The sequence below is a fragment of the Actinomadura rupiterrae genome (assembly GCF_024172125.1).
Taxonomy (GTDB): Bacteria; Actinomycetota; Actinomycetes; order Streptosporangiales; family Streptosporangiaceae; genus Spirillospora; species Spirillospora rupiterrae.
The window spans coordinates 544,618-565,701 of record NZ_JAMZEA010000001.1 but is presented as its reverse complement, the minus strand read 5'-3'; the positions used below and the strand labels follow the sequence as shown (position 1 = coordinate 565,701).

The 21,084-nt window shown below is 69.3% G+C and carries 22 protein-coding genes and 5 pseudogenes; 16 read left to right on the top strand and 11 right to left on the bottom strand.

Going from position 1 to position 21,084, the window contains the following annotated elements; genetic code table 11:
* Positions 1-466 precede the first annotated feature (466 nt).
* A complete protein-coding gene (locus FHU30_RS02605) occupies positions 467-1,072 on the top strand; it encodes an alpha/beta hydrolase (RefSeq protein ID WP_253870993.1) in 606 nt (201 codons plus the stop codon).
* Positions 1,069-1,524, top strand: a complete 456-nt coding sequence (locus FHU30_RS02600; RefSeq protein WP_253870991.1) for a sensor histidine kinase — start codon at positions 1,069-1,071, stop codon at positions 1,522-1,524. Before FHU30_RS02605 ends, FHU30_RS02600 begins: the two co-directional genes overlap by 4 nt.
* A gap of 93 nt (positions 1,525-1,617) precedes the next feature.
* Here FHU30_RS02600 and FHU30_RS02595 read toward each other — a convergent pair whose 3' ends face one another.
* A complete protein-coding gene (locus FHU30_RS02595) occupies positions 1,618-2,097 on the bottom strand; it encodes a CGNR zinc finger domain-containing protein (RefSeq protein WP_253870989.1) in 480 nt (159 codons plus the stop codon).
* 104 nt (positions 2,098-2,201) lie between these two features.
* On the opposite strand from FHU30_RS02595, the pseudogene FHU30_RS02590 reads away from it, so the two are divergent.
* Both FHU30_RS02590 and FHU30_RS47575 read left to right on the top strand, forming a co-directional pair.
* Positions 2,202-2,768: pseudogene (locus FHU30_RS02590) on the top strand (alpha/beta fold hydrolase); the annotation flags it as partial.
* Positions 2,738-3,067, top strand: coding sequence for an alpha/beta fold hydrolase (locus FHU30_RS47575; RefSeq protein ID WP_372503841.1), 330 nt, complete (start codon positions 2,738-2,740; stop codon positions 3,065-3,067). The pseudogene FHU30_RS02590 and the gene FHU30_RS47575, both read left to right, overlap by 31 nt.
* Before the next feature lie 27 nt (positions 3,068-3,094).
* Here FHU30_RS47575 and FHU30_RS02585 read toward each other — a convergent pair.
* Positions 3,095-3,190: pseudogene (locus FHU30_RS02585) on the bottom strand (LuxR C-terminal-related transcriptional regulator); the annotation flags it as partial.
* Between the two features lie 12 nt (positions 3,191-3,202).
* Here FHU30_RS02585 and FHU30_RS02580 point away from each other — a divergent pair.
* The 4 genes from FHU30_RS02580 to FHU30_RS02565 all read left to right on the top strand — a co-directional run bounded on the left by FHU30_RS02580 (position 3,203) and on the right by FHU30_RS02565 (position 5,172).
* Positions 3,203-3,541: a hypothetical protein gene (locus FHU30_RS02580; protein WP_253871933.1), complete on the top strand. Its 339-nt coding sequence runs from the start codon at positions 3,203-3,205 to the stop codon at positions 3,539-3,541.
* Positions 3,542-3,854: 313 nt separating this feature from the next.
* Positions 3,855-4,463, top strand: coding sequence for a PadR family transcriptional regulator (locus FHU30_RS02575; RefSeq protein WP_253870986.1), 609 nt, complete (start codon positions 3,855-3,857; stop codon positions 4,461-4,463).
* Complete coding sequence (locus tag FHU30_RS02570; protein WP_253870984.1) at positions 4,460-4,855, top strand: SgcJ/EcaC family oxidoreductase; 396 nt, start codon at positions 4,460-4,462, stop codon at positions 4,853-4,855. The genes FHU30_RS02575 and FHU30_RS02570 overlap by 4 nt, the downstream gene beginning before the upstream one ends.
* Positions 4,856-4,884: 29 nt before the next feature.
* Entirely contained in the window at positions 4,885-5,172 is a 288-nt protein-coding gene (locus FHU30_RS02565; RefSeq protein ID WP_253870976.1) for a hypothetical protein, read from the top strand.
* A 101-nt stretch (positions 5,173-5,273) separates the two neighbouring features.
* Here the strand turns inward: FHU30_RS02565 and FHU30_RS02560 are convergent, their stop codons facing one another.
* Positions 5,274-6,569 (bottom strand): amidohydrolase family protein, encoded by a 1,296-nt coding sequence (locus FHU30_RS02560; protein WP_253870974.1) that lies wholly within the window; start codon positions 6,567-6,569, stop codon positions 5,274-5,276.
* Positions 6,570-6,664: 95 nt separating this feature from the next.
* On the opposite strand from FHU30_RS02560, the gene FHU30_RS02555 reads away from it, so the two are divergent.
* The gene (locus FHU30_RS02555) at positions 6,665-7,135 is read left to right on the top strand and encodes a MarR family winged helix-turn-helix transcriptional regulator (RefSeq protein WP_253870972.1); all 471 of its coding nucleotides are present in this window, start codon (positions 6,665-6,667) and stop codon (positions 7,133-7,135) included.
* Between the two features lie 308 nt (positions 7,136-7,443).
* Here the strand turns inward: FHU30_RS02555 and FHU30_RS02550 are convergent, their stop codons facing one another.
* From FHU30_RS02550 to FHU30_RS02535, 4 genes are all read right to left on the bottom strand, one after another.
* The gene (locus FHU30_RS02550; protein ID WP_253870970.1) at positions 7,444-9,444 is read right to left on the bottom strand and encodes a beta propeller repeat protein; all 2,001 of its coding nucleotides are present in this window, start codon (positions 9,442-9,444) and stop codon (positions 7,444-7,446) included.
* Between the two features lie 51 nt (positions 9,445-9,495).
* The gene (locus FHU30_RS02545; RefSeq protein WP_253870968.1) at positions 9,496-9,732 is read right to left on the bottom strand and encodes a cysteine hydrolase family protein; all 237 of its coding nucleotides are present in this window, start codon (positions 9,730-9,732) and stop codon (positions 9,496-9,498) included.
* A 444-nt stretch (positions 9,733-10,176) separates the two neighbouring features.
* A complete protein-coding gene (locus FHU30_RS02540; RefSeq protein WP_253870966.1) occupies positions 10,177-11,547 on the bottom strand; it encodes a hypothetical protein in 1,371 nt (456 codons plus the stop codon).
* Between the two features lie 637 nt (positions 11,548-12,184).
* Positions 12,185-12,580 carry a hypothetical protein gene (locus tag FHU30_RS02535; RefSeq protein ID WP_253870964.1) on the bottom strand — a complete coding sequence of 132 codons (396 nt, stop codon included), beginning with the start codon at positions 12,578-12,580 and terminating at the stop codon, positions 12,185-12,187.
* Between the two features lie 158 nt (positions 12,581-12,738).
* Here FHU30_RS02535 and FHU30_RS47570 point away from each other — a divergent pair.
* Positions 12,739-12,984, top strand: a pseudogene (locus tag FHU30_RS47570) (MazG C-terminal domain-containing protein); the annotation flags it as partial.
* A gap of 37 nt (positions 12,985-13,021) precedes the next feature.
* Positions 13,022-13,393: pseudogene (locus tag FHU30_RS47565) on the top strand (MazG C-terminal domain-containing protein); the annotation flags it as partial.
* Positions 13,394-13,523: 130 nt separating this feature from the next.
* Here the strand turns inward: FHU30_RS47565 and FHU30_RS02530 are convergent.
* Positions 13,524-13,682: pseudogene (locus FHU30_RS02530) on the bottom strand (HTH domain-containing protein); the annotation flags it as partial.
* Positions 13,683-13,838: 156 nt separating this feature from the next.
* Here FHU30_RS02530 and FHU30_RS02525 point away from each other — a divergent pair.
* The 4 genes from FHU30_RS02525 (at position 13,839) to FHU30_RS02515 (ending at position 15,670) form a co-directional block, all read left to right on the top strand.
* Positions 13,839-14,099, top strand: a complete 261-nt coding sequence (locus tag FHU30_RS02525; RefSeq protein ID WP_253870962.1) for a VOC family protein — start codon at positions 13,839-13,841, stop codon at positions 14,097-14,099.
* A 61-nt stretch (positions 14,100-14,160) separates the two neighbouring features.
* On the top strand, positions 14,161-14,286 hold the full coding sequence (locus FHU30_RS45775; protein ID WP_301322538.1) for a hypothetical protein: 126 nt from the start codon (positions 14,161-14,163) through the stop codon (positions 14,284-14,286).
* Positions 14,287-14,529: 243 nt separating this feature from the next.
* Positions 14,530-14,784 (top strand): hypothetical protein, encoded by a 255-nt coding sequence (locus FHU30_RS02520; RefSeq protein ID WP_253871931.1) that lies wholly within the window; start codon positions 14,530-14,532, stop codon positions 14,782-14,784.
* Between the two features lie 310 nt (positions 14,785-15,094).
* Positions 15,095-15,670 carry a prenyltransferase/squalene oxidase repeat-containing protein gene (locus FHU30_RS02515; protein WP_253870960.1) on the top strand — a complete coding sequence of 192 codons (576 nt, stop codon included), beginning with the start codon at positions 15,095-15,097 and terminating at the stop codon, positions 15,668-15,670.
* A 485-nt stretch (positions 15,671-16,155) separates the two neighbouring features.
* Here the strand turns inward: FHU30_RS02515 and FHU30_RS46855 are convergent, their stop codons facing one another.
* Positions 16,156-18,468 (bottom strand): helix-turn-helix transcriptional regulator, encoded by a 2,313-nt coding sequence (locus FHU30_RS46855; protein WP_253870958.1) that lies wholly within the window; start codon positions 18,466-18,468, stop codon positions 16,156-16,158.
* Between the two features lie 532 nt (positions 18,469-19,000).
* Positions 19,001-19,270 (bottom strand): hypothetical protein, encoded by a 270-nt coding sequence (locus FHU30_RS02505; RefSeq protein WP_253870956.1) that lies wholly within the window; start codon positions 19,268-19,270, stop codon positions 19,001-19,003.
* A gap of 490 nt (positions 19,271-19,760) precedes the next feature.
* Here FHU30_RS02505 and FHU30_RS02500 point away from each other — a divergent pair, with 490 nt between their 5' ends.
* Positions 19,761-20,042 (top strand): hypothetical protein, encoded by a 282-nt coding sequence (locus tag FHU30_RS02500; protein ID WP_253870954.1) that lies wholly within the window; start codon positions 19,761-19,763, stop codon positions 20,040-20,042.
* A gap of 422 nt (positions 20,043-20,464) precedes the next feature.
* Here FHU30_RS02500 and FHU30_RS02495 read toward each other — a convergent pair whose 3' ends face one another.
* Positions 20,465-20,722 carry a hypothetical protein gene (locus tag FHU30_RS02495; protein WP_253870952.1) on the bottom strand — a complete coding sequence of 86 codons (258 nt, stop codon included), beginning with the start codon at positions 20,720-20,722 and terminating at the stop codon, positions 20,465-20,467.
* Between the last annotated feature and the right edge of the window lie 362 nt (positions 20,723-21,084).

Here is a 21,084-nt window from a genome sequence, read left to right as displayed (position 1 = left end):
CAGTCCCAACGCGCGCGGGGACCGCGGCTATCACCGACCTTGCCGTGGTGCGCTGGGTGTGGGGCGATGGGGACCGGGTCCGGTGGCCTTACGGGGGGTGTTGGCTCCAGCTACGCGCTTGGGGTTCTCCAGGTGGTCGCAACACCTGACCCCGTGAGGTGTTGCGACCACCTGGAGAACCGCAAGTCCGTAGGTGGAGCCACTGCTCGTTCTTGAACTCAGATCCGGGCACCCGTAGCGGCGCCGCCCGGTGATTCTGACGTGGACGCCGTGTTCGTGGATCGCCGACCCCCGTGCTCGCGTCCATCGCATCGTCAGTCAGGTCGGCGACACCGTCCTGGGGACGCGGATGCGGCACCGCCTGGTCGTCCCGGGCGTCCTGGCCGTGACCCGGCGTGCCCTGGACCGGGCGCGGCATACTGAGCTGAGTCCTGCACCGCGCTAATTAGCCGCAGCACTCCAGTCCGTGCCGGTCGGCCCGCACGGTCTCTTCGACCTGACCGACATCCCCACCACCCGCCGGGCCGTCCGCATGCTCGCCGCATCCCTCGCCGGCACCATTCCCGACGAGCCCAGTGTCACCGCCCAGCAGATCCAGGTGCCGCGCGCCGAGGACTCTGAGGTCCCGATCCTGCTGCTGCGTCCGCAGGACGCGTCCGGCCCGGTGCCGGTCCTGGTGTGGTTCCACGGCGGTGGGCAGGTGCTCGGCTTCGCCGGCCAGGACGCGTCGTGGCTCAAGCCGCTGTGCGCGGCACTCGGCTGCGCCATTGCCGGTGTCGACTACCGGCTGGCTCCCGAAACTCCCGCGCCCGGCGCGGCCGAGGACGGCTACACCGCCTATCGGTGGATCGGCGACAACGCCGCCGCGCTCGGCCTGGACCCCGACCGGGTCGGCCTGGCCGGCCAGAGCGGCGGCGGAGGCATCGCCGCCGCCACCGCCCTGCTGATCCGCGACCGCGGCGCGACCACACCCCTGTTCCAGCTGCTGATGTACCCGGCCCCGTCCCGGCACAGGGCGGCGAAGCAGAACCCACTCCGAGCTCTTCGCCAGCTTGTCGCAACAGTCGAATGACCCCGTGTGGCGACAAATTCTGGAATCCGCCCCTGCGTCTGGACCTGCTGGTCGCGCACTGCGTGGAGACCGCGCGCCTGCACTGGCCCGAGATCACCTTCGAGACCGACCTGGCGGAATGCGTTCTGTCCGGCGTCCCGGCCCGCCTCACCCGCGCCGTCGCCAACATCCTCGACAACGCCGCCAAGTACAGCCCGCAGGCCGGGACGGTCGAGGTGCGCCTGCGCGGCACCACCCTGACCGTCCGCGACCACGGCCCCGGCATCGACCCGGACGACCTGCCGTTCATCTTCGACCGCTTCTACCGCGCCACCGCCTCGCGCGGCCTGCCCGGCTCGGGCCTCGGCCTGGCGATCGTCGCCCAGGTGGCCCAGGCCCACCACGCCGACCTGCGCGCCGAGCCCGCCCCCGGCGGCGGAACCCTGGTCAGGCTCACACTGCCGCCCGGCTGAGCCGCCGCGCACCGTGGACGAATCCGCCGTCCACCAGTTCGTCCCTACCGGTTCGGGCGTGCTGAGGCGTTCGTCCAAGGCGCGATCGCCGACTCAGCGGGTGCGTTCGTAGTGGCGACGTGCTTTGGCGCGGTTTCCGCAGACGGCCATCGAGCACCAGCGGGCGCGGTTGGCGCGGCTGCGGTCGAGCAGGAACAGCCGGCACTCCTGGTTGGCGCAGGGGCGGAGCCGACCGGGCAGCTCCTGTTCGAGGGCAGCCCAGGCCAGGACCATCTCGACGGCCAGCCGGGCCTGCGGGGGAGTGGTGAGAGTCCAGCGCAGACCGGCCGGGGTGACCTCCGGGATCTGGTGGACGCCTTCGAGCAGCGGAGCCAGCGCGGCGGGTGAGCTTGCTCCGCGCGCCACATCCTGCAGGAGGTCTCGCGCCTGCCGCAGCAGCGCCAGTTCCGCCAGGGTGCCCTTGCCGCCGTGCTCCCGCGCCCAGCGGCGCCCCTGGTCCGGATCGCCGAGCGCGTCGTGTTCCTCGCCGTTGACCAGCGGCCTGCTGTTGAGCAGGTCGAGCAGCGCGTCCACCGCACGCCCCCCTTCTCTAACCAGATCGAGTCTTTTGACAGGTTAGCTCAGGCGTGCTTGCATGGCGAATCCCTAACCGGATCAATCGCTCGAAGGAGTTATAGATGGGCCTGGTGCGCCACCGGACCGCCATCGTCGACGGCCACGAGATCTTCTACCGCGAGGCCGGCCCCGCCGACGCGCCCGCGATCGTCCTGCTGCACGGCTACCCGACCAGCTCGTTCATGTTCCGGCACCTCATCCCGCTGCTGGCCGGCGACTACCACGTCATCGCGCCCGACCACCTCGGCTTCGGCCTCTCCGACGCCCCCGCCGTGGAGGAGTTCGCCTACACCTTCGACGCCCTCGCCGACCTCACCGCCGGACTGCTGGACCGACTCGGCCTGGACCGCTACGCCCTCTACGTCCAGGACTACGGCGCCCCGATCGGCTGGCGGCTGGCGCTGGAGCACCCCGAGCGGATCTCCGCCGTGGTCACCCAGAACGGCAACGGCTACGAGGACGGCTTCGTCGAGTCGTTCTGGGCCGACGTCTGGGCCTATGGCGCCGACCCCGGCCCGCGCACCGAGCCCGCGTCCGCGCCGCGCTCGGCCTCGACGCCATCCGCTGGCAGTACCTGCACGGCGTCCCCGACCCGAGCGTGGTCAGCCCGGACACCTGGGAGCACGACGTCGCGCTCGTCTCACGTCCGGGCAACGACCAGGTCCAGCTGGCGCTGTTTCGCGACTACCAGAACAACCGGCCGCTCTACCCGCGCCTGCACCGGATCCTGCGCACCGGCCAGATCCCGGTGCTCGCCGTGTGGGGCCGCAACGACGAGATCTTCGGGCCGGCGGGCGCGCAGGCCTTCGCTCGCGACGCCACCGATGCCGAAGTCCACCTGATCGACGGCGGTCACTTCCTGCTCGAGAGCCACCTGGACGTCGTCGCGGGCTACATGCGCGGCTTCCTCGGACGAGTCCTGGGGTGAGCGGGCGTCAGGTGGCCAGGCCGTTGCGTAGGCGTAGACGACGGCCTGGACGCGGTCGCGGAGGTCGAGCTTGGTGAGGATGCGCGAGACGTAGGTCTTGACGGTCTCGGGGCTGAGGGTGAGCGGATCGCGACCATGGCGCAGGTGTCGCGCTCGACGGTCTACCTGGTGTTCGGCCCGGGCACGGGGCTGTTCGACGCCCTCGCCGACGACCTGCGCCGGCGCGGCGGCTTCGATCGCCGGCCCGACGCCGCCGACGACCCCGACGCCCGCCGGAGCCTGCGGGAGTCGATCCGCGCGGCGGTTCCGGTCTTCGCCGAGCAGCGCCAGGTGCTGCGGGTGCCCTATGCCATGGCGGCATTGGACCCGACGGCCCTGGGGGGCATGGTCGAGCGCATGGGCGCCGAACGCGCCGCCGGTCTGGCCCGGCATGCCGAGCGCCTGGCCGATCAGGGCGCACTTCGCCCTGGCTGACTCCCGCCGACGCCGCGCACCTGCTCTGGGCCGTCACCGGGTCCGAGTTCTTCGACCAGCTCCACACCGGACGCGGCCTCCCGGTCGAGGCGGCCGCCGACCTCCTGGTCGGCGCGGCCGAACGCCTGGTGCTGCAGGACCCCTGAGACGCGGCGTCAGCCGCATCCAGGACCAGCGGCTCGGCCGCCGCGACGCCCCCAGCGTGAGTACTCCACGCGCAGTGGGCTGCCAGGCCCGGCCTAGATCAAAGGCCGGACCGTGGCCTGGTAGTGCAGAGTGCTATAGTGCGTACTGCAATAGGCTGGAGGCTTCAGTGGCACGATGGGATGTGACCGGGACGACGGCCCTGGCGCTGCTGGCGCAGCGCGCACGTCACCCGTACGAGCTGCACAGATTCATCATCGACACGCACAAGGACTTCATCGCCGGGCTGCCGCGCAGCCTGTACCACGCGGTGGACCGGCTGGCGCGCGCCGGCTTCATCGAGCCGTCCGGGACGAGCCGGGAGGGCCGGGCGCCGGAGCGGACCGTGTACGCCATCACCGCCGAGGGGCGGGCGGAGCTGGCACATCGGCTGCGGCGCATGCTCGAGCGCCCCGACCACGACACCACGGTGATGTACGCCGCGCTGTCGCTGATCGGAGTGCTGGACAAGCGCGAGGCCGAACGGTGCTTGCAGACCCGGGCCGCCGCGCTGGAGGGGACCGTTTCGGCCGCCGAGACCGCTCTGGCGGACCTGGATCTGCCGCGGCTCCTGGTGCTGGAGACCGAGTACGCGCGGGCGCTGCACGCCGCGGAACTGGCCTGGCTGCGGGGCGTGCTGGCCGACCTGCGCTCGGGACGGCTGGACTGGTCCGGCCTCCTCGACGAAACCGTCCTGGGGGAAGAGCGCGAGTCGCGAAGGGAAGAGGGAGAGTCATGACGGAAGCGGCACCGATCCACCAACTGCTCGGCGCGCTCGTCGCCGCCTGGAACGCCGGAGACGCGACCGGCTATGCCGACCTGTTCGCCCAGGACGCCGACTACATCACCTTCTTCGGCCAGAACATGGCCGGGCGGGCGGCGATCGAGGCAGGACACCGCGCCCTGTTCGAAGGGCCGCTCAAGGGATCGCGGCTCTCCTGGGGCGAGACTCCGCCGAAGATCCGCTTCCTGCGTCCGGACGTCGCCGCCATCATGGCGGGCGGTCACCCGTCCGGCGATGTGACGCAGGCGTCGGTCATCACCCTCACCGCGGTACGCGACGGCGGACGCTGGCGATTCGCCTCATTCCAGAACACCCGCGTCGCCGCGGTCCCTGGAGCACCGTCGTGAGGCGGCCGCTGGCGCAAGCGACAGGAATCGTGTCGCTGCCACCGTCCCAGGTCCGGCACCGGCTCATCGACCTGCTGTCGGGACCTCACGTCAAGCTTTCCGGCGACGGCGCCACCCTCGCCTTCGAGGGCGCGTGGTGGTACCGGGGCGAATACACCCTCCTCCCCTGCGAACAGGGCACCCAGGTGACCTACCACGTGTACAACGTCGCCACCCGGGCCCGCTGGCTCGTGCCGCTGGTCAACCGCCTCTACATCGGCTTCGCGGCGGCCACCCGCAAGGGCTTCACTGAAACCCTGCGAAGCCTGACCCGCTGACCTGCCGGGCGGGTCGGCTGCTGCAAACCCGTCCGAGCAGCTCCTTGTCGCGTTCGGGATGCGTCAAGGGCGGGTGGCGGTGGCGTTCTCGCCTGGGGAGCTCAGGTGCTCGCTCCTGATTGCGAGAACTGATCCAGCGTCATGCCTGAAGCCTCGGCGATCCGGGTGCGGGACTGCAGCAGGCGCGTGCGCAGTGTCTGCAGGTCGACGCCGACCAGTCGGCCGTGTCGTTTGACCGGCCGACCGGCGACGAAGACGCTGTCCACCAGCCCGGGATGCGCGGCGGAGACGAGGGTGCCGATGGGATCAGAGACCGGGAAGACCGTGAGGTCTTCGGCGTCCAGGAGGAGGAGGTCGGCGTCTTTGCCGGGGGTGAGGCTGCCCGTCCGGGAACCGCGTCCGCAGGCGCGGGCGCCGTCCACCGTGGCGAATCCGAGGACGTCCCGTGCCGTCAGGCCGCCGTCCAGGCCGCGTTGGGCGGCGAACGCCGTGCGCATGGCGGCGAACATGTCGCCGCCGGCGGACGGGCAATCGTCCACCGACAGCGACGGGCGGATTCCCGCGGCCAGCATGCGACCGGTCTCGGGCCAGCCGAAGCCCATCTTCAGCTCGACGTCAGGGCTGATCGACACCGAGCAGCCCGCATCGGCCAGCATGGCCACCTGATCGTCGGAAAGACCGTTGCCGTGCACGAACGTCGTGCGGTCGTCCAGGAGTCCGCGGTCCCGCATCGCCGCCACGGGACGGTCGCCGCCGGGCCAACCGGTGGCGGCATGCACGTGCACGCTCACCCGCAGGTCGAGGTCCCGGGCCAGCGTGACATCGGCGGCCGTGGTGTCCATCGAGGTGCGCTGCGGGCCGCGTAGGCCGAGCGCCATGTCGTCGCCGGGCAGTCGCGAGCGTACGCGTCTGACCTCGGCGGCGATCGGTTCGTTGGTGACGCCCGCGCCGTAGCAGAACACCGAGTGGCCGGGCGCGTCGTTCAGGGCCTGGATCGCGGCATCGGCGTTCTCGGGGCGGTCGGAGCAGTGGAACCAGTCGAGCATGGTCGTGACGCCCGAACTCAGCGCCTCGAGCCGGCCCACCAGGTTGCCCACGTACACGTCCTCGGGCCGGTAGTGCGGGCGCAGCGTGCCGTGCATGGCGGCGCCGTACTCGCCGAAGGTCCAGTCGGCGCCGATGCCGCGGAACGCGGTCTGCCAGGTGTGCCGGTGGGTGTCCACGAACCCCGGCGCCACGATCTTGCCGTGGGCGTCCACGATCTGCGCGTCGGCCGCGGCGACGGTGGCGGCCACCTCGACGATCCGGCCGTCCTCGATGAGCAGGTCGCCTCGCGGAAGGTCACCGACGGCCGGGTCCATGCTGATCACCATGCCGCCGCGTATCAGTGTCCTCATCGGATGAGTCCGTCCTCTCACGTAGAGTTGACGCATCAACTCTAGCGGAGAGTTGATGCGTCAACTGCGGCGGGTCGGCAGGTAGCATCGTCGCCATGACCGACCTCCGCGATCTGGAGCCCGACGAGTGGGAGTTCTGGAGCTCTTGGACGCGCGCGCAGCAACTGCTCGCCCGCGAACTCGACCGTGCCCTCCAGCGGGACTTCGGTATCTCCAAGGCCGAGTTCAGCGTGCTGGTGACGTTGTGGCGTGCGGACGGGCGAGAGCTGCGTGTCGGTGAGCTCTCCAAATCGCTCGGCTGGGAGAAGAGCAGGGTCTCGCATCAGTTGACCCGCGTGGAGAGGCGCGCTTTCGTGACACGGACCGAAAGCGGTGCCAGCGGGCGGCGCACCGGTCTTCGGCTGACCGCCCAGGGACGCAGCGCGGTGCAAAGCGCCATCACGGGGCACGCGGGCAACATCCGCCGCCACTTCTTCGACACGCTCACCGCGCAGCAGGCCGACGCCATCCGGGCGTGGAGCGAGCAGACGATCGGGCGCCTTGCTCCCGCCGACGACGGGGCCTGACAGTCCGATCTCCGGCCGAGAACCACAGGTGCACTCCCGGTGGTCAGCTACGAACCGCCGGACCGTTTCGGGCGTGGTGGATGCCACCGCCGACTCACCCGCATAGCCAAATGGCCACGCGGCGCGCGGCCGAGGACGAGGAGGCGGCCGAGGACGAGGAGGCGGCCGAGGACGAGGAGAAGGCGCGTCAGCGGTGACGTCCGTGACCAGGCGGCGGCCGAGGCCTGGGAGAGCGGGACGCTGTCGCGGCAAACCAAGGCCCTCGCCACCGAAAGGTGGCGAGGGCCTCTCGCGTTCCGGCGCGTCGGTCAGTTGAGGCGGAGGCGCTGGACTCCGGTGAAGTTCGTCCCTGCGAACAGCCAGCGGCCGTCCGGGCTGACGGTGAGGGACGAGGTGGACGGGCTCACCAGGCCGCGGCTGATGTCGTGCCAGGTGGCTCCGGCGTCGTCGCTGCGCCACACGCCGGTGCGCGCGTTGCCGGACCAGGCGGCGTACAGCGTCCGCGGACGGCGCGGGTCGGCGACCACCTGCTTCAGGATGCCGTTCGCGCTCGGCTGGACGGTCCGGAAGTGCGCTCCGCCGTCGGTGCTCAGCCGCAGCTCGGACTCCCCGGCCAGGACGCGCCGCGGGTCGCGGGGGTCGACGAACACCTGGGCGGTGGCAGCGCCGCTGACCGACGTGAATGTCCGTCCGCCGTCGTCCGAGCGCAGCAGGCCCTTGCGGCTGCCCAGCCACACGCGCCGCGGGTCGCGCGGGTCCCCGGCCAGGGAGGTGTACGGCGCGTCGGGGAGCTGGGCCGTCCACCACGTCGCGCCCTCGTCGTCGGTGCCGCGGATGCCCCAGCCGTCGAGCGAGTGGAACAGCACCGACACCCGGCGCGGGTCGGCCGGGTGGACGAGCAGGTCGAACGGCGCGCCGCCGTCGTTGATGAAGGCCGGCTTGGACCAGGTCACGGCGCCGTCGCCGCTGCGGTAGATCCCGGTGGACAGGCCGTTCTCCTCGGCACGCCACACCGTCCGGGGCGAGCGCGACGACACCGCGATCCTCGGGTGGGCGTGCAGCTGGTCGGAGGTGACGCGGGTCCAGCGGCGGGTGGCGGGGGTGACCCGGCCGGTGGGCAGCGGCGTGTGGAACAGGTCCCAGATCCCGGCGGAGACCAGCAGCGTGCGGCCTTGCCGGTCGCGGGTCGTGACCAGGTGCGCGGCGGTCTCGCTCGGCACCCCGAGCGGCCGGTAGGTGCGGCCGTTGGTGGTGGTGAACACGCCGTGGTAGCCGTCCGACACCAGCGTCGTGCCCGGCTTGCCCGGCATCGGCGCGACCTCGCCCACGCCCTGACCGGAGATCGGCACGTTCCAATGCGCGAAGGTGCGGCCCCGGTCCCGGCTCGCGTAGACCTTGCCGGCGGTGGTCACGAACACCTGGTCGCCGAAGATCTGCGGCCCGTAGAGGTAGTCGGCCTTGTCACCCAGCAGCAGGCGCCAGGTCCTCCCGCGGTCGGACGTGCCGTACAGCGCGTGCCCCGCCGTCACCACCACGCCCCACCGCGTCGCGGCGACCTCGTCCACCGCCTGCCGCCCCGGCTTCCCGAGCCGCTGCGGCACCGGCGACGCCCCGCCGATCCCCTTGATGACCCAAAGGTCCTGCCCGGGGGAGACCGTCGTGGCGAACAGGTCGCCGCCGACCAGGGCGAGCTGGTGCCTGAGCATCGGAGCCGCCATCGAGCCGCGCGCCCACGGCCGCGCGATCTGCCGCCAGTGGTCGCCGCCGTCGGTGCTGACCCCGATCGTGTCGAGGCCCTCGGTGACGACCGTCCGCCCGGACACGGCGAGCTGGAGCGGCCCGTCCTTGGTGTCGTGGCGCAGCGTCTTCCAGCTCGCGCCCCGGTCGGTGCTGCGCAGCAGCCACCCCTCGTAGACCCCGAACCCCACCTGCTTGGACACCAGCAGGTACATGCGCCGCGAGTCGCGCGGATCGACGACGAACGCGCGCGCCGCCCCGCCCGTCCGCGGCACCGTGTCGCGCAGCCGCCAGTGCCCGCCGCGATCGTCCGACAGCCAGAGCAGCTGCGGCGCGTCCGTCATGACGGCGATCTCGTTGGGCTTGGACGCCGACAGCCCCAGCGACCCGCCAACGGAGTCGGGACCCACCGCCTCCCAGCGCGGCGCCGCGGGCTTGGACCGTTCCGCCTGCGCCGCCTGAGCCACGCCCGTCCCGGACAGGACGAGCGCCACACCGGTGGCCAGGACCCCGATCCTCTGCCCGAACCGTGGTCCGCGGTGCCCGGCGGGCGCGATGACGTAGCGTCTCATGCGTGGCTTCCTTCGGTGGGGGGTGATCACGAACGGCCCGAGCATGATCCACTACCGACCAGTACGGAAGAGCTGGTCAGCGAATCCGGTGGGCGTCGTGGCCGGCGTCGACGCGGGCAGGCCGAGGCAGGTGGCGGCCCTGGTCAACGCGACGATGTTGTGTTCAAGGTCCGGGACGGTGACGTCGCGGACGCCGGTGAACAGGCCGATCTGGTGGTCGACCGGCAGCACGGTGGTGTTGCCACGGGTCGGCGGGTCATAGCCGCGGGTCATTCTGACGTCCTTCATGCTCAGGCACCCGGTGTGTGCTTGCGGACGAGGTCGCTCTGGCGGCCCATGGACGCGCGGGCCTCGGCGAGGAAGGACGTGAAGTGCTGCCGGATGTGGGGGAGGGGTCCAGCGGCGACCACGAGCGTGCCGTCGACCCGGGAGGAGATCAGTCCGCTGCCTGCCCCGAACGCATCGAGGAAGCGCGCCGGCCTACCCCTTCCTGCGGGCCGTGACCGTCACCGACGAACGCCCCGAATCTGCTGGCACTCCCCAGTGGGGCCCATCACCGGTTCCACGTCGCGGCGGGGAAGCGTGCAGTTGTCTTCCGCCGCCTGCACCTGAGTTGTTGGCCGGTGAGGGTAACGGCTCGGTCGGCCGGGATTTCGCCGCGGAGGCCCTGGAGCCGAGCTCTGACTTGCCGTTCTTGGTGCCGGGCAAACACGGCAACGGTGCTGGAGCCGTCTAGGTCTTGGCCGGGGCGGGCGGCTCGGGGGCGACGGCATCGCGGTAGGTCAACAAGGCCGTGTCCTGGGCCCTCCTTTCCCGGGATTCCCGGGTGCACGCGGCGGCGGTGTACTCGATCGGTCCGAAACGGCGGCTCGCGAAGTACGCGCCTCGGGGGAAGGTGCCGATCCGGACGTGCAGGATCTGCGCGATCCGGTCGACCTCGGCTCGCTGGTGTTCGTCGGTCGTTCCACCAAGAGCGGGGCTGCTGAGCATGATCAGATCGGGTATCGGGAGGTCAGGGTGGGCACGCAGGAAGTCGGTCAGCTCGCGCAGCCCTTGGACGACCGCCTGCCGAGCCTCCTTCGTCGGGGCGGGCCGGTCGCAGGCGCCGGTCACCGCGACGTCGGACGGGTCCACTGTGACGGCACCGCGGTAGCTCATCAACGCGCCGTAGCGGGCCATGCGCTCTCGAGTGTGCGCGACCGCCTTGTAGTGCATCGCCCCGAACAGCCGGCCCGCGACGTACTGACCGTCCTCCGGGGCTACCGTCTCGACCTCAAGGATCCGCGCGATGCGGTCGACCTCGGCCCAGTTCTGGTCATCGGTCCCGCCCCTGACGACGACATGGAAGTCGGTGTCGCCTGGGAGGGGAAGGTCGGGATGGTTTTCCAGAAAGGCGGCGAACTCGGCCAGTCCCTGGAGCGCGCCGCGTCTGGTCTTGCCTGCGAAATCGGGGTCCGGCCGCGTGATCGCGGTGGCTTCGTACTCCACCGATCCCGGGTTGTCGATCAACCCGAAGCTACGACTCGCGGTGTAGTGGCCGACGGCGGAATCGGTGGCCTCGACGCCGAGGATCTGTGCGATCCGGTCGACCTCGGCTCGCTGCTGATCGTCAGTCCCGTCGTCCACCAACACGGAGACCAGTGAGAAGCGCGGGCCGGGGAGGTCGGGATGGGATTCCAGAAAGTCGGCGAGCTCGCGCAAGCCGGTGATGACCGAGGCCCGGGAGTCCTGCGGAGCATCCAAGTGTCCGGGAAGAGCGCGGCCGTCGTCGGCTTCCACCCTCGTATGGCCGGGTTTGGGCTCGCTGGTGGTGGCGGAGGCCTGGTATTCGACCGCCCCGAAGAGGCGGCTCGCGATGTAGTAATGCCGGCTCGCACCAAGGTCGCTGCGGCTCCGGGTGGCCTGGACGCCCAGGATCCGTGCGATCCGATCGACCTGGTCCCACCTCTGTCGATCGGTCCCCCCGCCAAGGGCGGGACCCATCCGCACTCTGCAGGGTTCCGGGAGGCCGGGACGGGTTTCCAGGAAGTCGGCGAGCTCGCGCAGGCCCTGGACCGCTGCACTCCGGATGTCCGCGAACTCGTCGTCGGGCATGGTGAACATGCGCGTTCTCCTTGAGGTGGCGCTGATGCGCCGCGACCTCGTCGGTGGCTTGTGGGTCCCCGGATCGAACTGTAGGGGCGGATGCTGGCAAGCCGATATCCGGTTCCGGATGGGACCTGTCTCCGAGCGGCATGCCGAGCTGGGCGGCACGGCTGGGCCGGGTCGAAGTCGGCCACGGCCTTCAACGCCGTCCCGATGCACTCGCGCGTCGTTCCGGGATGCTCCAGGAGCCGCTGCGCCCTTTCGGAGATCTGCTGGTGGTAGAGCTCCAGGCAGTGGTCGAACAGCCGAACCGAGCGTCCTTGTGCAGGGCGCCAGCGACTCCGCCCGGAACGGCTCGACCCGACGATCGAGTCCCCCACCGGTACCGCTACCGTTCCTCTCGCTACCCCCGGCCGCGGCCACTTCGGGAGAGGTCCGTGAGCACGTTCGATCGCCCAGGCCGAGCCTTCAGGACCGCGACCGCGACAGGCTCCCTCCACCCAGCGACCTCGGCCCCTGGATCACGCTCTGCACGCAGAAGCTGCACTGATCAGCAGCCTCTACGCCGTAGTCTGTCTCGACACCAGCGACCTCGAAGAACAGCTCCGCCACCAGGGGCTGGAACTCAGCCACACCACATGGGCTGAACGCCGCCTCACAACGTGCTGGCCCGCTCTCGCAGGAATCGGGCCTTTTGCTCCGGATCCGTGCCCGGCGGGACCAGCAGGGTCGCCACGATCGCCGCCTCCAGATGCGCCAGCGCGGCCCACTCGGCCACCGACTGCGGCTCGGGGACGATCTCGTACTCACCAAGCAGCAGCACGGTATCGATGATCGCCTCACAATCCAGGCCAGTCACCTCTGCCACCATCCCCAGCGAGGGTCCCGCATCGACCAGCACAGCATCGTCGGTCGGCGCCCACAGGGCCAGCTCCCGCACAGCCGCCTCCAGTTCCCGCAGCTCGTCCTCGGACAGCTCTGCCACGATCAGGCGGGCCTCCATCGCGTCACGCGTCATATACGCGGCGACAAGCATCAGCGCCAAGGGCACCCCGCTGCCCGGCCACCTTCCACGGTCGCACACCCCACCAGGCAAACGGCCCACCAGGCCCGGCACCATACCCCGATCAGCCACAACAGCCATGCGATCCTTTCGATCGGCCTGCCGCCGAGCGCGGCGCAGACCCCGCAGCCCCGACGAGCTTGCCCGTGCGCCCCTGCGCGCACGGCGATGCGCGAAGAGACACGCTCTATGCCGATCCGCTCACCAACGCCTCCCACATCGAGAACGACTACCGGATGCACGATGTGTTCCACTTGGCCTACGCCGCGGTCCTGGGCTGGTCGCCGGAGATGTGGTCGCTGATGAAACGCAAGCGCCGCTCGGCCGTGCACATCGACGAGGCGGAGGAAGGGGGCCGGGCCATCGCGATCGAGGAGGGCGCCTCAGCGCTGGTGTTCGCTCTGCCAGCCGCCTCAATTTCCTGGAGGCAAGTCCGAGATCGACAGCGATCTGCTGACCACCTTCGGCTTCATGGTCGGGCACCTGGAAGTCGCCGCACACCGCGCCGCCGACTGGGAGAAGACGATCCTGGTCGGCTACATCACCTGGCGTCAGCTGCGCAGGACCGGCGGCGGGACCATCGACCTCGACATGGCCGGGCAGCACGCTGTCAGCCACTGCCGGTCGGCCAGCCGGACGATCTCCCGCCCTCGGCCGGCGGACCCGTCCTCGGTGTCGCAGCCACCAACGCCACAGACCGGGCCTGAACTGCCTGGGCCGGCCCAGGCGGTCTGTGGTCTGCGGTCTGCGGCGAGATCGGTATCACCGGTATCTGGTGACGAACGCCACCGATCCCAGTGAAGATCGTCCATCTTGAAGCCGCAGGTCATGGGCCTGGCATGGACGGTGTCCGGGGGGTTCGTGCTGGCCGGTGGTTCATTCCGGAGCCGGTGATCGTTTGTCAGCGGGTGACGATGCGCTGCGCCGGCGATTCGGTGTGGGCCGGGTACGCCGCGGCCGCCGACCGCGCCTCGACGTCACGCAGCACGGTGCGAGTGGATGCCTCCAGTTCACGGGCCAGCGCGGCCGCAGACAGCCGACCGTGCCGCCGCAGGAACAACAGCAGCGGGACCAATCCGTCGGAGTGCATACGAAGAGTTCTGCCGCAATACACGGCACATGGCGTCGCGTATTGCCGGGAGGCTTGACGAGTGCCCTCAGACCTCCTGAGCGGTCACTGCATACGCTCTGGTGCGCAAGCACCTACTCCGAGTTCGGCTCGCCCGACGCATCCGCCGACAAGATCATGCACGCCACGCTTCGCACTCCGGACGGCTACACGCTGATGGGGTGGGACGTCCGGGAGAAGATGCCCTTCCATCCGGGCAACAACGTGGCGGTCTTCCTCGTCGGCGACGACGCCCGACTCCGCGGCTACTTCGAGAAGCTGTCCGCTGGCGCCACCGTGACGTTGCCCCTAGACAGGCAGTCGTGGGGTGACGAGGCCGGCTCGCTCGTGGATCAGTTCGGGATCACCTGGATGGTCAACATCACCCAGCAGTTCTGATCGACCGCGGATAGACCGAGCTGGATGGCACTCGGGGTGATCGTCGGAGGTGGGGGGTGGCGTGACGCTGTTGGACCGGATCGCCGAGCGCCGGGTCGGGCTGGTCGAGGAGGCCGACAGCTCCGTAAGCAGCCGGACGAGGTGGAAGCCGAGCTGGAACGAGTCACGATCGCCGAGCAGGTGGTGATGCAGCTGGGACGAGCAAGGGCCGGGACATCGCCACGGCCGTCAAGCTCCTGGATGGCCTCGGCGCACCCCGTCAGCTCGCCGGTCTCACCCCCAAGGGGCTTGCCCATCTCGCGCAGGCCGATTCCGCCTGCTCACCACCCGCCATCGGGCTCGGCTGGCCGGTCGCATTGTTGCTGCGCGCCGGCGCCGCGGTCGAAGGCGGCGCGACCCGGGGCGTGGGCTGCGGCAAGGCCCCGCGGTCATGCTCCTGGCCGACGGCAAGTCCTCCGAGCACGTCCGCGACGCCCTCATCGAAACGTTCGCCAGCCTGCCGCGCGATCTCGCACGTTCGCTCACCTGGGATCAAGGCAGCGAGATGAGCCGCCACCAGACGCAATCGCTCACGAAACGCCCACCGCCCACCGCTCATCGGTCAGCCCGCCGCCCTGGGGAAACCTCACCCATCAGGCATAACCCGACGACCGCCGCCTGGAAACCCCACGACAACACCCTTTAAAGCTCAGCAACGGCCGCTACGGCCGTGGCTGGGCGAGACCGGCGACGAGATGATCGGGCGCCGATCGTGGCTGCGACTGCGCTGACAGAACCGAAGACGCTGCTCGCGAAAGCACGAGCAGTCGGGTGCGTCGTTCTCGGAGCACGTAGAAAGCACGCTAGCGATGGTTCGTCGTACCCGCTGTTCGGCTTTGGTTGTTGGACCATCTGTGAGGAAGCCGGAAGGCAATGCTGGTCAGATCGGCATCGCCTGACAGAGGTGTTTTCGCAGGTCAGGGCACCTTCTATCGCGCGATTGTCCGGTCTGACACATGCGAGGCAACCCGTCCGAGGCGGCGATGACCGCCGAAGGCGCGATCAGCCTCGCCCTCGCCGGAAACGAGCACGCCGACCGCATCGGCCGCGCGCTCAACCACCTCATCCAACGCCAACATCCCGACGGGACCTTCGAACTCTCCTGGAGCCGCAGTCATGCCAGCGCGATCTTCCGATCGGTCCGCGCACTGCGCCTGGCTCGATCACTCGAACTCACCAACGTCCGGCCCGCGGCCTCGCGGGCGGTGGAGCGCTCGACCGACCTGCTGCGCGCCACCCAGAACCCCGACGGCGGTTGGGGACACCTGCCCGGCTCGGCCAGCGACGAGGTCAGTACCGCCTTCTCGCTGATCGCCCTGACCATCGCCGCCCCGGCAGCCCACCGCGAAGCCGTCGCCCGGGGCATCAGGTACCTCGCCTCCCGCCAACTCCCAGACGGCGCGTTCGACTGCCCGACCGACGAGGTCGGCCCGCGCCCCATCCCCTACAACGTCCCCCACGGCAGCCTGGGATTCGTCCTCACAGGCCTGAACTTCGTCGCCTCCCGCGGCCGCACACCGCACTTCGCCTGAAGTGCGGTCCACATGGTTCGCTGGATCTAGCTGGGCTGGGCGAGGTCGTCTTGGGTGTTGATGCGCGCCGTTTGGATGGAGAAGTGAAGGCAAACGAACCGCTGTTCGCGGTGGGAAGAAGCCGACGAGCAGCCCCATGCACTGTGCACTGTCACGGTTCCCGCCCTCTGCGGTTGCTACCTGTAACCAGTCGGCGGTTGGCGACCAGCAGTTCGTTTTCTTGGTCCGAACAGGCCAAGGAGGACGTATCCATTCTGGACATGTATCCCCTGCAGCCGGGAAGCACGGCGGTGGTGGAATCCGCGGCGAATCCGACGATAACCATTTGAGAAGCGTGCCACCGCCAGGTGGTTCCCGCATCGGGGTCCACGCGAAGAGTACGCGCACACCGATCAGGCTCGTGCCCCATTCAAAAATAATGCTCAGCGCGTCGGCCGTCACCGACCGCTGATGTCGATCTGTTTCCGAGCGCGGCCGTCACTGGTCTAATTGGGGCGGGTGGGGGTGGGTTCCAGGTCCGGTTTGAGGCTGCCGATCATTGCGGCGACCTGGGTTCGGGAGTTGAATCCGAGTTTGGTGAGGATGTGTTCGACGTGGGCGTCGGCAGTCCGTTTGGAGATGACAAGACGTTCGGCGATCTGGCGGTTGGACAGGCCTTCGGCGATCAGGTGCGCGACCTCGCGCTCGCGCGGCGTGAGCGGGCCGAGAGCACTCCCGTCCTCGCGGGGCAGGCGCGGGGACCCCGGCTCCTGGTCTTCGGCATGCCCGATGGCCAGGGCCACCAGTTCGGGCAGGTCGAGCCGCCCGCCGCGGCCGTACACGGCGGTGAACTGCTCGGCGCCTAGTTCGAGCATCAGGCTCGCCTCGACCTCCTCGTGCAGGTCGATCAGTCCCTGGATGCCCCACAGCAGCCGACCGACCTTATTCCACAGTGATGCGGCACCGCCCAGCAGCGTCGCGGCAAGACGGTGTTGCCCTAGGCCGACCGCCGTCCAGGACAGATATTCCACCGCAGAGGCGATGCACATGGTCTCGCCCTGGTCCAAGGCGCAGGCCAGGGCATCGCGGCCCAGCTCGCGGGCGCGGTCCAGGTCTCCCAGCGCCAGCAGGGACGGCACCTGGAAGACCAGCAAGTAGTTGCGCACGAACCGTTCCCTGGGCAGGGATGCCAGCTCGTGCAGGCCTTGTTCCAACTCGGCCAGGGCCGCGGCCGGATCGCCGCTGCCGGTGAGCAGCGCCGAGACCTGAAGGTGGCCAGTAGTCAACACGAACAGATCTTCGGTGGCCTGCGCCTGCTGGCGGGCCTGGGCGATCGCTCCCAGCGCCTGCGTCTGGTCCTCACCCCAAAGGGTCAACGCTAACGCCTCCACGTAGGCGGCGCGGGCACGCAGGAAGTCGTCATCGAGCCGTTCAGCGGCCGCCCGGCAGCGCGCGGCCATCTCCCCGGCCACCGGGTCGGCCTGCAGCAGTCCGAAGTAGGCCGCATACCACAGGGCCATGCCGTGCTCGGCGGTCACAGTCGGCTCGGTGGCCAGAGCCCGGTCGATCCAGCGGCGGGCCTCGGTCAGCCGGCTCCTGCCCAGCCACAGACCCCACAGGTTGTTCACCAACCGCAGCGCTGCCTCCTCGCCCGGGTGCGCGGCGGCGAAATCCATCGCGACTCGGAAGTTGTCCAGGTCCTCGGCCAGCCGCGCGCTCCATTGCACCTGGTCGTCGCCGAACCACTCCTGGCCCGCCCGGACCGCCATGCGCAGGAAGAAGTCCTGGTGCCGGCGTGCGTACAGTTCAGCACGTCCGCTGGCCTGCAACCGTTCCGCACCGAACTCGCGGACCGTGTCCAACATCCGGTAGCGCTGCTCCTCCACCCCGGTGATGCGCTGCACCACCGACTTGTCGACCAACGTCAGCAAGAGCCCGATCACATCATGGCCCTCCAGCTCGCCATCGGCGCAGACCTGCTCCACCGCCGCCAGCGTGAATCCCCCCGCAAACACCGACAGGCGCGCCCACAACTTGCGCTCGGCCGGCGAGCACAGCGCATGGCTCCAGTTGATGGTGGCGCGCAGCGTCTGGTGCCGGGCCTGGGCCGACCGGGTTCCGGCCAGCAACCCGAACCGGTCTTCGACGCGGCCCAGGATCTGTTCCAGCGACATCGTCCTCAGGTGGACGGCCGCCAGTTCGATCGCCAAGGGGATCCCGTCCAGGCGGCGGCACAAGGCGATTACTTCGGCGCGGTTGTCGTTGCTCAGCACGAACGACGACTCGGCGGCCTGGGCGCGAGCGGTGAACAAGGCCAGCGTGTCGTTGGTGGTCTCGTCGGCTCCGGCGTCGGGCTCGGGCATGGGCGGGATCGGCAGGACGTATTCGCCGGGCAGCGCCACTGCCTGTCGGCTGGTCAACATCAACACCAGGTGGGCGGAATTGCAGACCAGGCTGTCGGCGAACATCGCCATCGCACTCACCAGATGCTCGCAGGTGTCGAGCACCAGCAGCGCCCGCCGGCCGGCGAAGTATTCGATCAGCTGGTCCATCGGTTGCTGGGCTGTAGTCTCGGGCAGCCCTACGGCGCACGCCACGGCGTTGGGCAGGAGCTCGGGATCGCGCAGACCGCTCAACTCGGCCATGCTGATGCCGTCGGGGAAGTCATCCTTCAACTGCTGCATAGCGCGCAGCGCGATCCGTGTCTTGCCCACCCCTCCGGGACCGGTGAGGGTGACCACACGTCCCCGCGCGACGGCCTCCCGGACCGCGGCCAGCTCGTCGTCCCGGCCGACGAAACTTGTGGGTTCGTGCCGCACTCCGGCACGAACCCAGCTCCACTGAGTTGTGTCGCCACTCCACTGCGTCACAAGCGCAGTGTCTCACCCCATGCTCGGCAAGGCGAGACCCGTAACAGCTTCCTGAAAGGACAAGCACTTGCGGACGACGTTTCACGGGTTTGTGGCCGTCAGTATCCGATCGGACTTCACGGCGACTGCCACTGCTTCCGTGCGCACGGCAATTTCCCGAACCCAACAGGTCCACTGAGAGCCACGATTGAGGGCGCGCGGACGGAACCGACGTGTCAGACGAGCAAGCATATGGCAACGGCGCCAGCAGCTGGTGATGGACAGCTCCGCGACTCTCCACGAGTGCGGCTCTTTCGACGGATCTGGGTGAGCCGGGGATTCGGGTGGTTGTTCGCCGTGGGTTCGGCCGACTCCGCCACCAGCGCAACCGGCTCTTCATGCGTCCGCGGCTGATCGGCGGACGCCCCACCGTGATCAACAGTCAGGCCCGCCACTGCGGTTCTGTGTCGCCTCGACCGCGGCGAGCGCGCCCCCAAAATGATCATCTGCCACCGACCAAGTGATCGATGATCCGCCGCAGCCGCGGCTCGGCCACCCCCAACGCCGCCACCAGCCACACCGGATCTCCGGCCTGGACACGCGCCGCCAACTCGCGCCACGTCCGCTCGTGCGCACCCCACCCCACCCGCGGATCCAGCAGAAGCACCCGCACATCACCCAGGGGGAGCGGCGGCCCCGCCGCATCGCCCACCCCCGGCAGCTGAAGCGGCTCGCTCGCCTGCACCAGCACTTCAAACGCCGCCGTGATCATGTCCAGTGGCGAGAACCCCGAGTCGGGACCGTGGTGCCGACCCTGCCGTTCCTCATTCACACAACGCATGCCTTGATGACGCCAGAGCCACCCAACCGGGACCTAACACCCCAGCTCCCGGCAAGGCCCGTTAGATGCAGCGCCAGGCGGCGGTGATCGCGGGTGTCGGCAACAGAACCATCATCCGGCGGAATCCTCTCCGCCGTACTCCGGCCGTCCCCTCGGGGGAGAGGGGCGGGTGTCGGGTGACCACGTCACTGGGGCTGGAGCGAGACGGCGCCGGACCTGGAGACTGCGCAATCGTGTGCCCCCGTTGGCCGAAAGCAACGTCCGCAAGCGCCGCGGCGCCGCCCTTCCTCGGACGTTCGACGGCCCCACGTAGGTGTCGCATGACCCGAGATGATTACTTAGAGTAGCGACTTGGGTTCTTCGCCGATACGCTGGACCCCGCCCGCCCGTGTGTCCCATGACTCATACAGCTGGAGCGATCATGTTCACTGGCACCATAGTGGCGCTGTCGACCGCAGCGCTGACCTCGTTGCCCGCCACCGCCTTGGCGGCTCCCTCGGTCCACGTGCTTGACATCGAGTCCGTCCACGCCTCCGGAACCAACTCCGACGTCCTCGCCATGCCAGGCAAGGTCCGCTGCACCTCGGGGCGCAGGGAGATGGCCAACCGCGCAGCCCAGGGCGCCAGCGAAGGCGGCAAGCAAATCCCCGTATGGTGCGATGACACCGAGCAGTGGTGGAGTGACAGAATCACGTCCGAGTAAATAAAAAGGTAAGTCTGGATCAGGCGAGACACTTTCGATTGTGCGGGCATTCGGTTTGCCTGCTGGAAGTTCTTGGAAGGTTTCGCCGTTGTTGACGCATGCTGAGCATTGCTCCTCGCCTCGGCCGGATTTGGGAGCTGCCGCCCTTGTTGGGCGACGTATGCTGGCACGCGATGTCGCTGTTCGAAGTCATGATCTGATCGAGGCTGAGTGTGATGCTGCTCCTGTACTTCGCCGTCAGTGCCACCCTCGGCCGGGTCTCGGCCTGAAACACCGGTAAATCAGGGAAGCGGGCGTGGCTCAGAGCCTGCGGTGGCGTCCGAAGACTCGGCCGGCCAGAGCCGACCCGCAAAGGAGGCTCGAGGCCCGCGTCGGTGGCGGACTTCGAGCCTACCTCTGTTGTCACACTTCGTGGGAGTACGTCACCGGGTCGGCGGAAGTGGGTCGGGCCTCGAGTAGCCCTCGGTGGATCCGTTGACGCAGTCACCGTGCTCGTCTTCGATGCCCAGGATGTTGTGGATGGCGGCACCGACGCCGGCGATGTCGAGGCTCCGGCAGGTCTGGACGCCGATGATCTGGACGTTCTGCGGTCCGTCGTCGGCAATCGCCGGGGCGGCGTTCAGCAGAACACCTGCGGCAGTGCTGGACAGAAGGCCGACGGCGGCCAATCGCTTGAGCATGTTCTTCCTCTCTGCAGATCCACGGACAAGCCTTGGAACAAGAACAGACGGTAGCGCACGCAAAAGCGTCCATTTCGGCTCTGATCCCTTCCAAGGCCAGATTTTCGCTGATCTTGGAAAGGGTGGGACGGGGGCATGACCAAGGCGAGGCCAAATCGGGATAAATCGTGGACGGAAGCTCGCGCTTCTCGCCCTCCTCGATCGCGTCTCCTGTATCTGATAATGTCCACCGATACGGTCGGGGAGCACTCCACGAGTGGAGGGCAGACGGTCGAGGAACCCGGAGCTGGACCGAGGGATCGTCACCGCTTCCAGCGACATACGGGCGTAGCCGAGCTCGCCAAGCAGGCGGGCGCGTCAGC

Bases quoted from the DNA above. Each gene is read 5' to 3' on its own strand.
- FHU30_RS02600 (WP_253870991.1), top strand. From the start codon at position 1,069: ATGACCCCGTGTGGCGACAAATTCTGGAATCCGCCCCTGCGTCTGGAC.
- FHU30_RS02580 (WP_253871933.1), top strand. From the start codon at position 3,203: ATGGCGCAGGTGTCGCGCTCGACGGTCTACCTGGTGTTCGGCCCGGGC.
- FHU30_RS02570 (WP_253870984.1), top strand. From the start codon at position 4,460: ATGACGGAAGCGGCACCGATCCACCAACTGCTCGGCGCGCTCGTCGCC.
- FHU30_RS02560 (WP_253870974.1), bottom strand. From the start codon at position 6,569: ATGAGGACACTGATACGCGGCGGCATGGTGATCAGCATGGACCCGGCC.
- FHU30_RS02555 (WP_253870972.1), top strand. From the start codon at position 6,665: ATGACCGACCTCCGCGATCTGGAGCCCGACGAGTGGGAGTTCTGGAGC.
- FHU30_RS02550 (WP_253870970.1), bottom strand. From the start codon at position 9,444: ATGAGACGCTACGTCATCGCGCCCGCCGGGCACCGCGGACCACGGTTC.
- FHU30_RS02545 (WP_253870968.1), bottom strand. From the start codon at position 9,732: ATGAAGGACGTCAGAATGACCCGCGGCTATGACCCGCCGACCCGTGGC.
- FHU30_RS02540 (WP_253870966.1), bottom strand. From the start codon at position 11,547: ATGTTCACCATGCCCGACGACGAGTTCGCGGACATCCGGAGTGCAGCG.
- FHU30_RS02525 (WP_253870962.1), top strand. From the start codon at position 13,839: ATGCACGCCACGCTTCGCACTCCGGACGGCTACACGCTGATGGGGTGG.
- FHU30_RS02520 (WP_253871931.1), top strand. From the start codon at position 14,530: ATGCTCCTGGCCGACGGCAAGTCCTCCGAGCACGTCCGCGACGCCCTC.
- FHU30_RS02515 (WP_253870960.1), top strand. From the start codon at position 15,095: ATGCGAGGCAACCCGTCCGAGGCGGCGATGACCGCCGAAGGCGCGATC.
- FHU30_RS02505 (WP_253870956.1), bottom strand. From the start codon at position 19,270: ATGATCACGGCGGCGTTTGAAGTGCTGGTGCAGGCGAGCGAGCCGCTT.
- FHU30_RS02500 (WP_253870954.1), top strand. From the start codon at position 19,761: ATGTTCACTGGCACCATAGTGGCGCTGTCGACCGCAGCGCTGACCTCG.
- FHU30_RS02495 (WP_253870952.1), bottom strand. From the start codon at position 20,722: ATGCTCAAGCGATTGGCCGCCGTCGGCCTTCTGTCCAGCACTGCCGCA.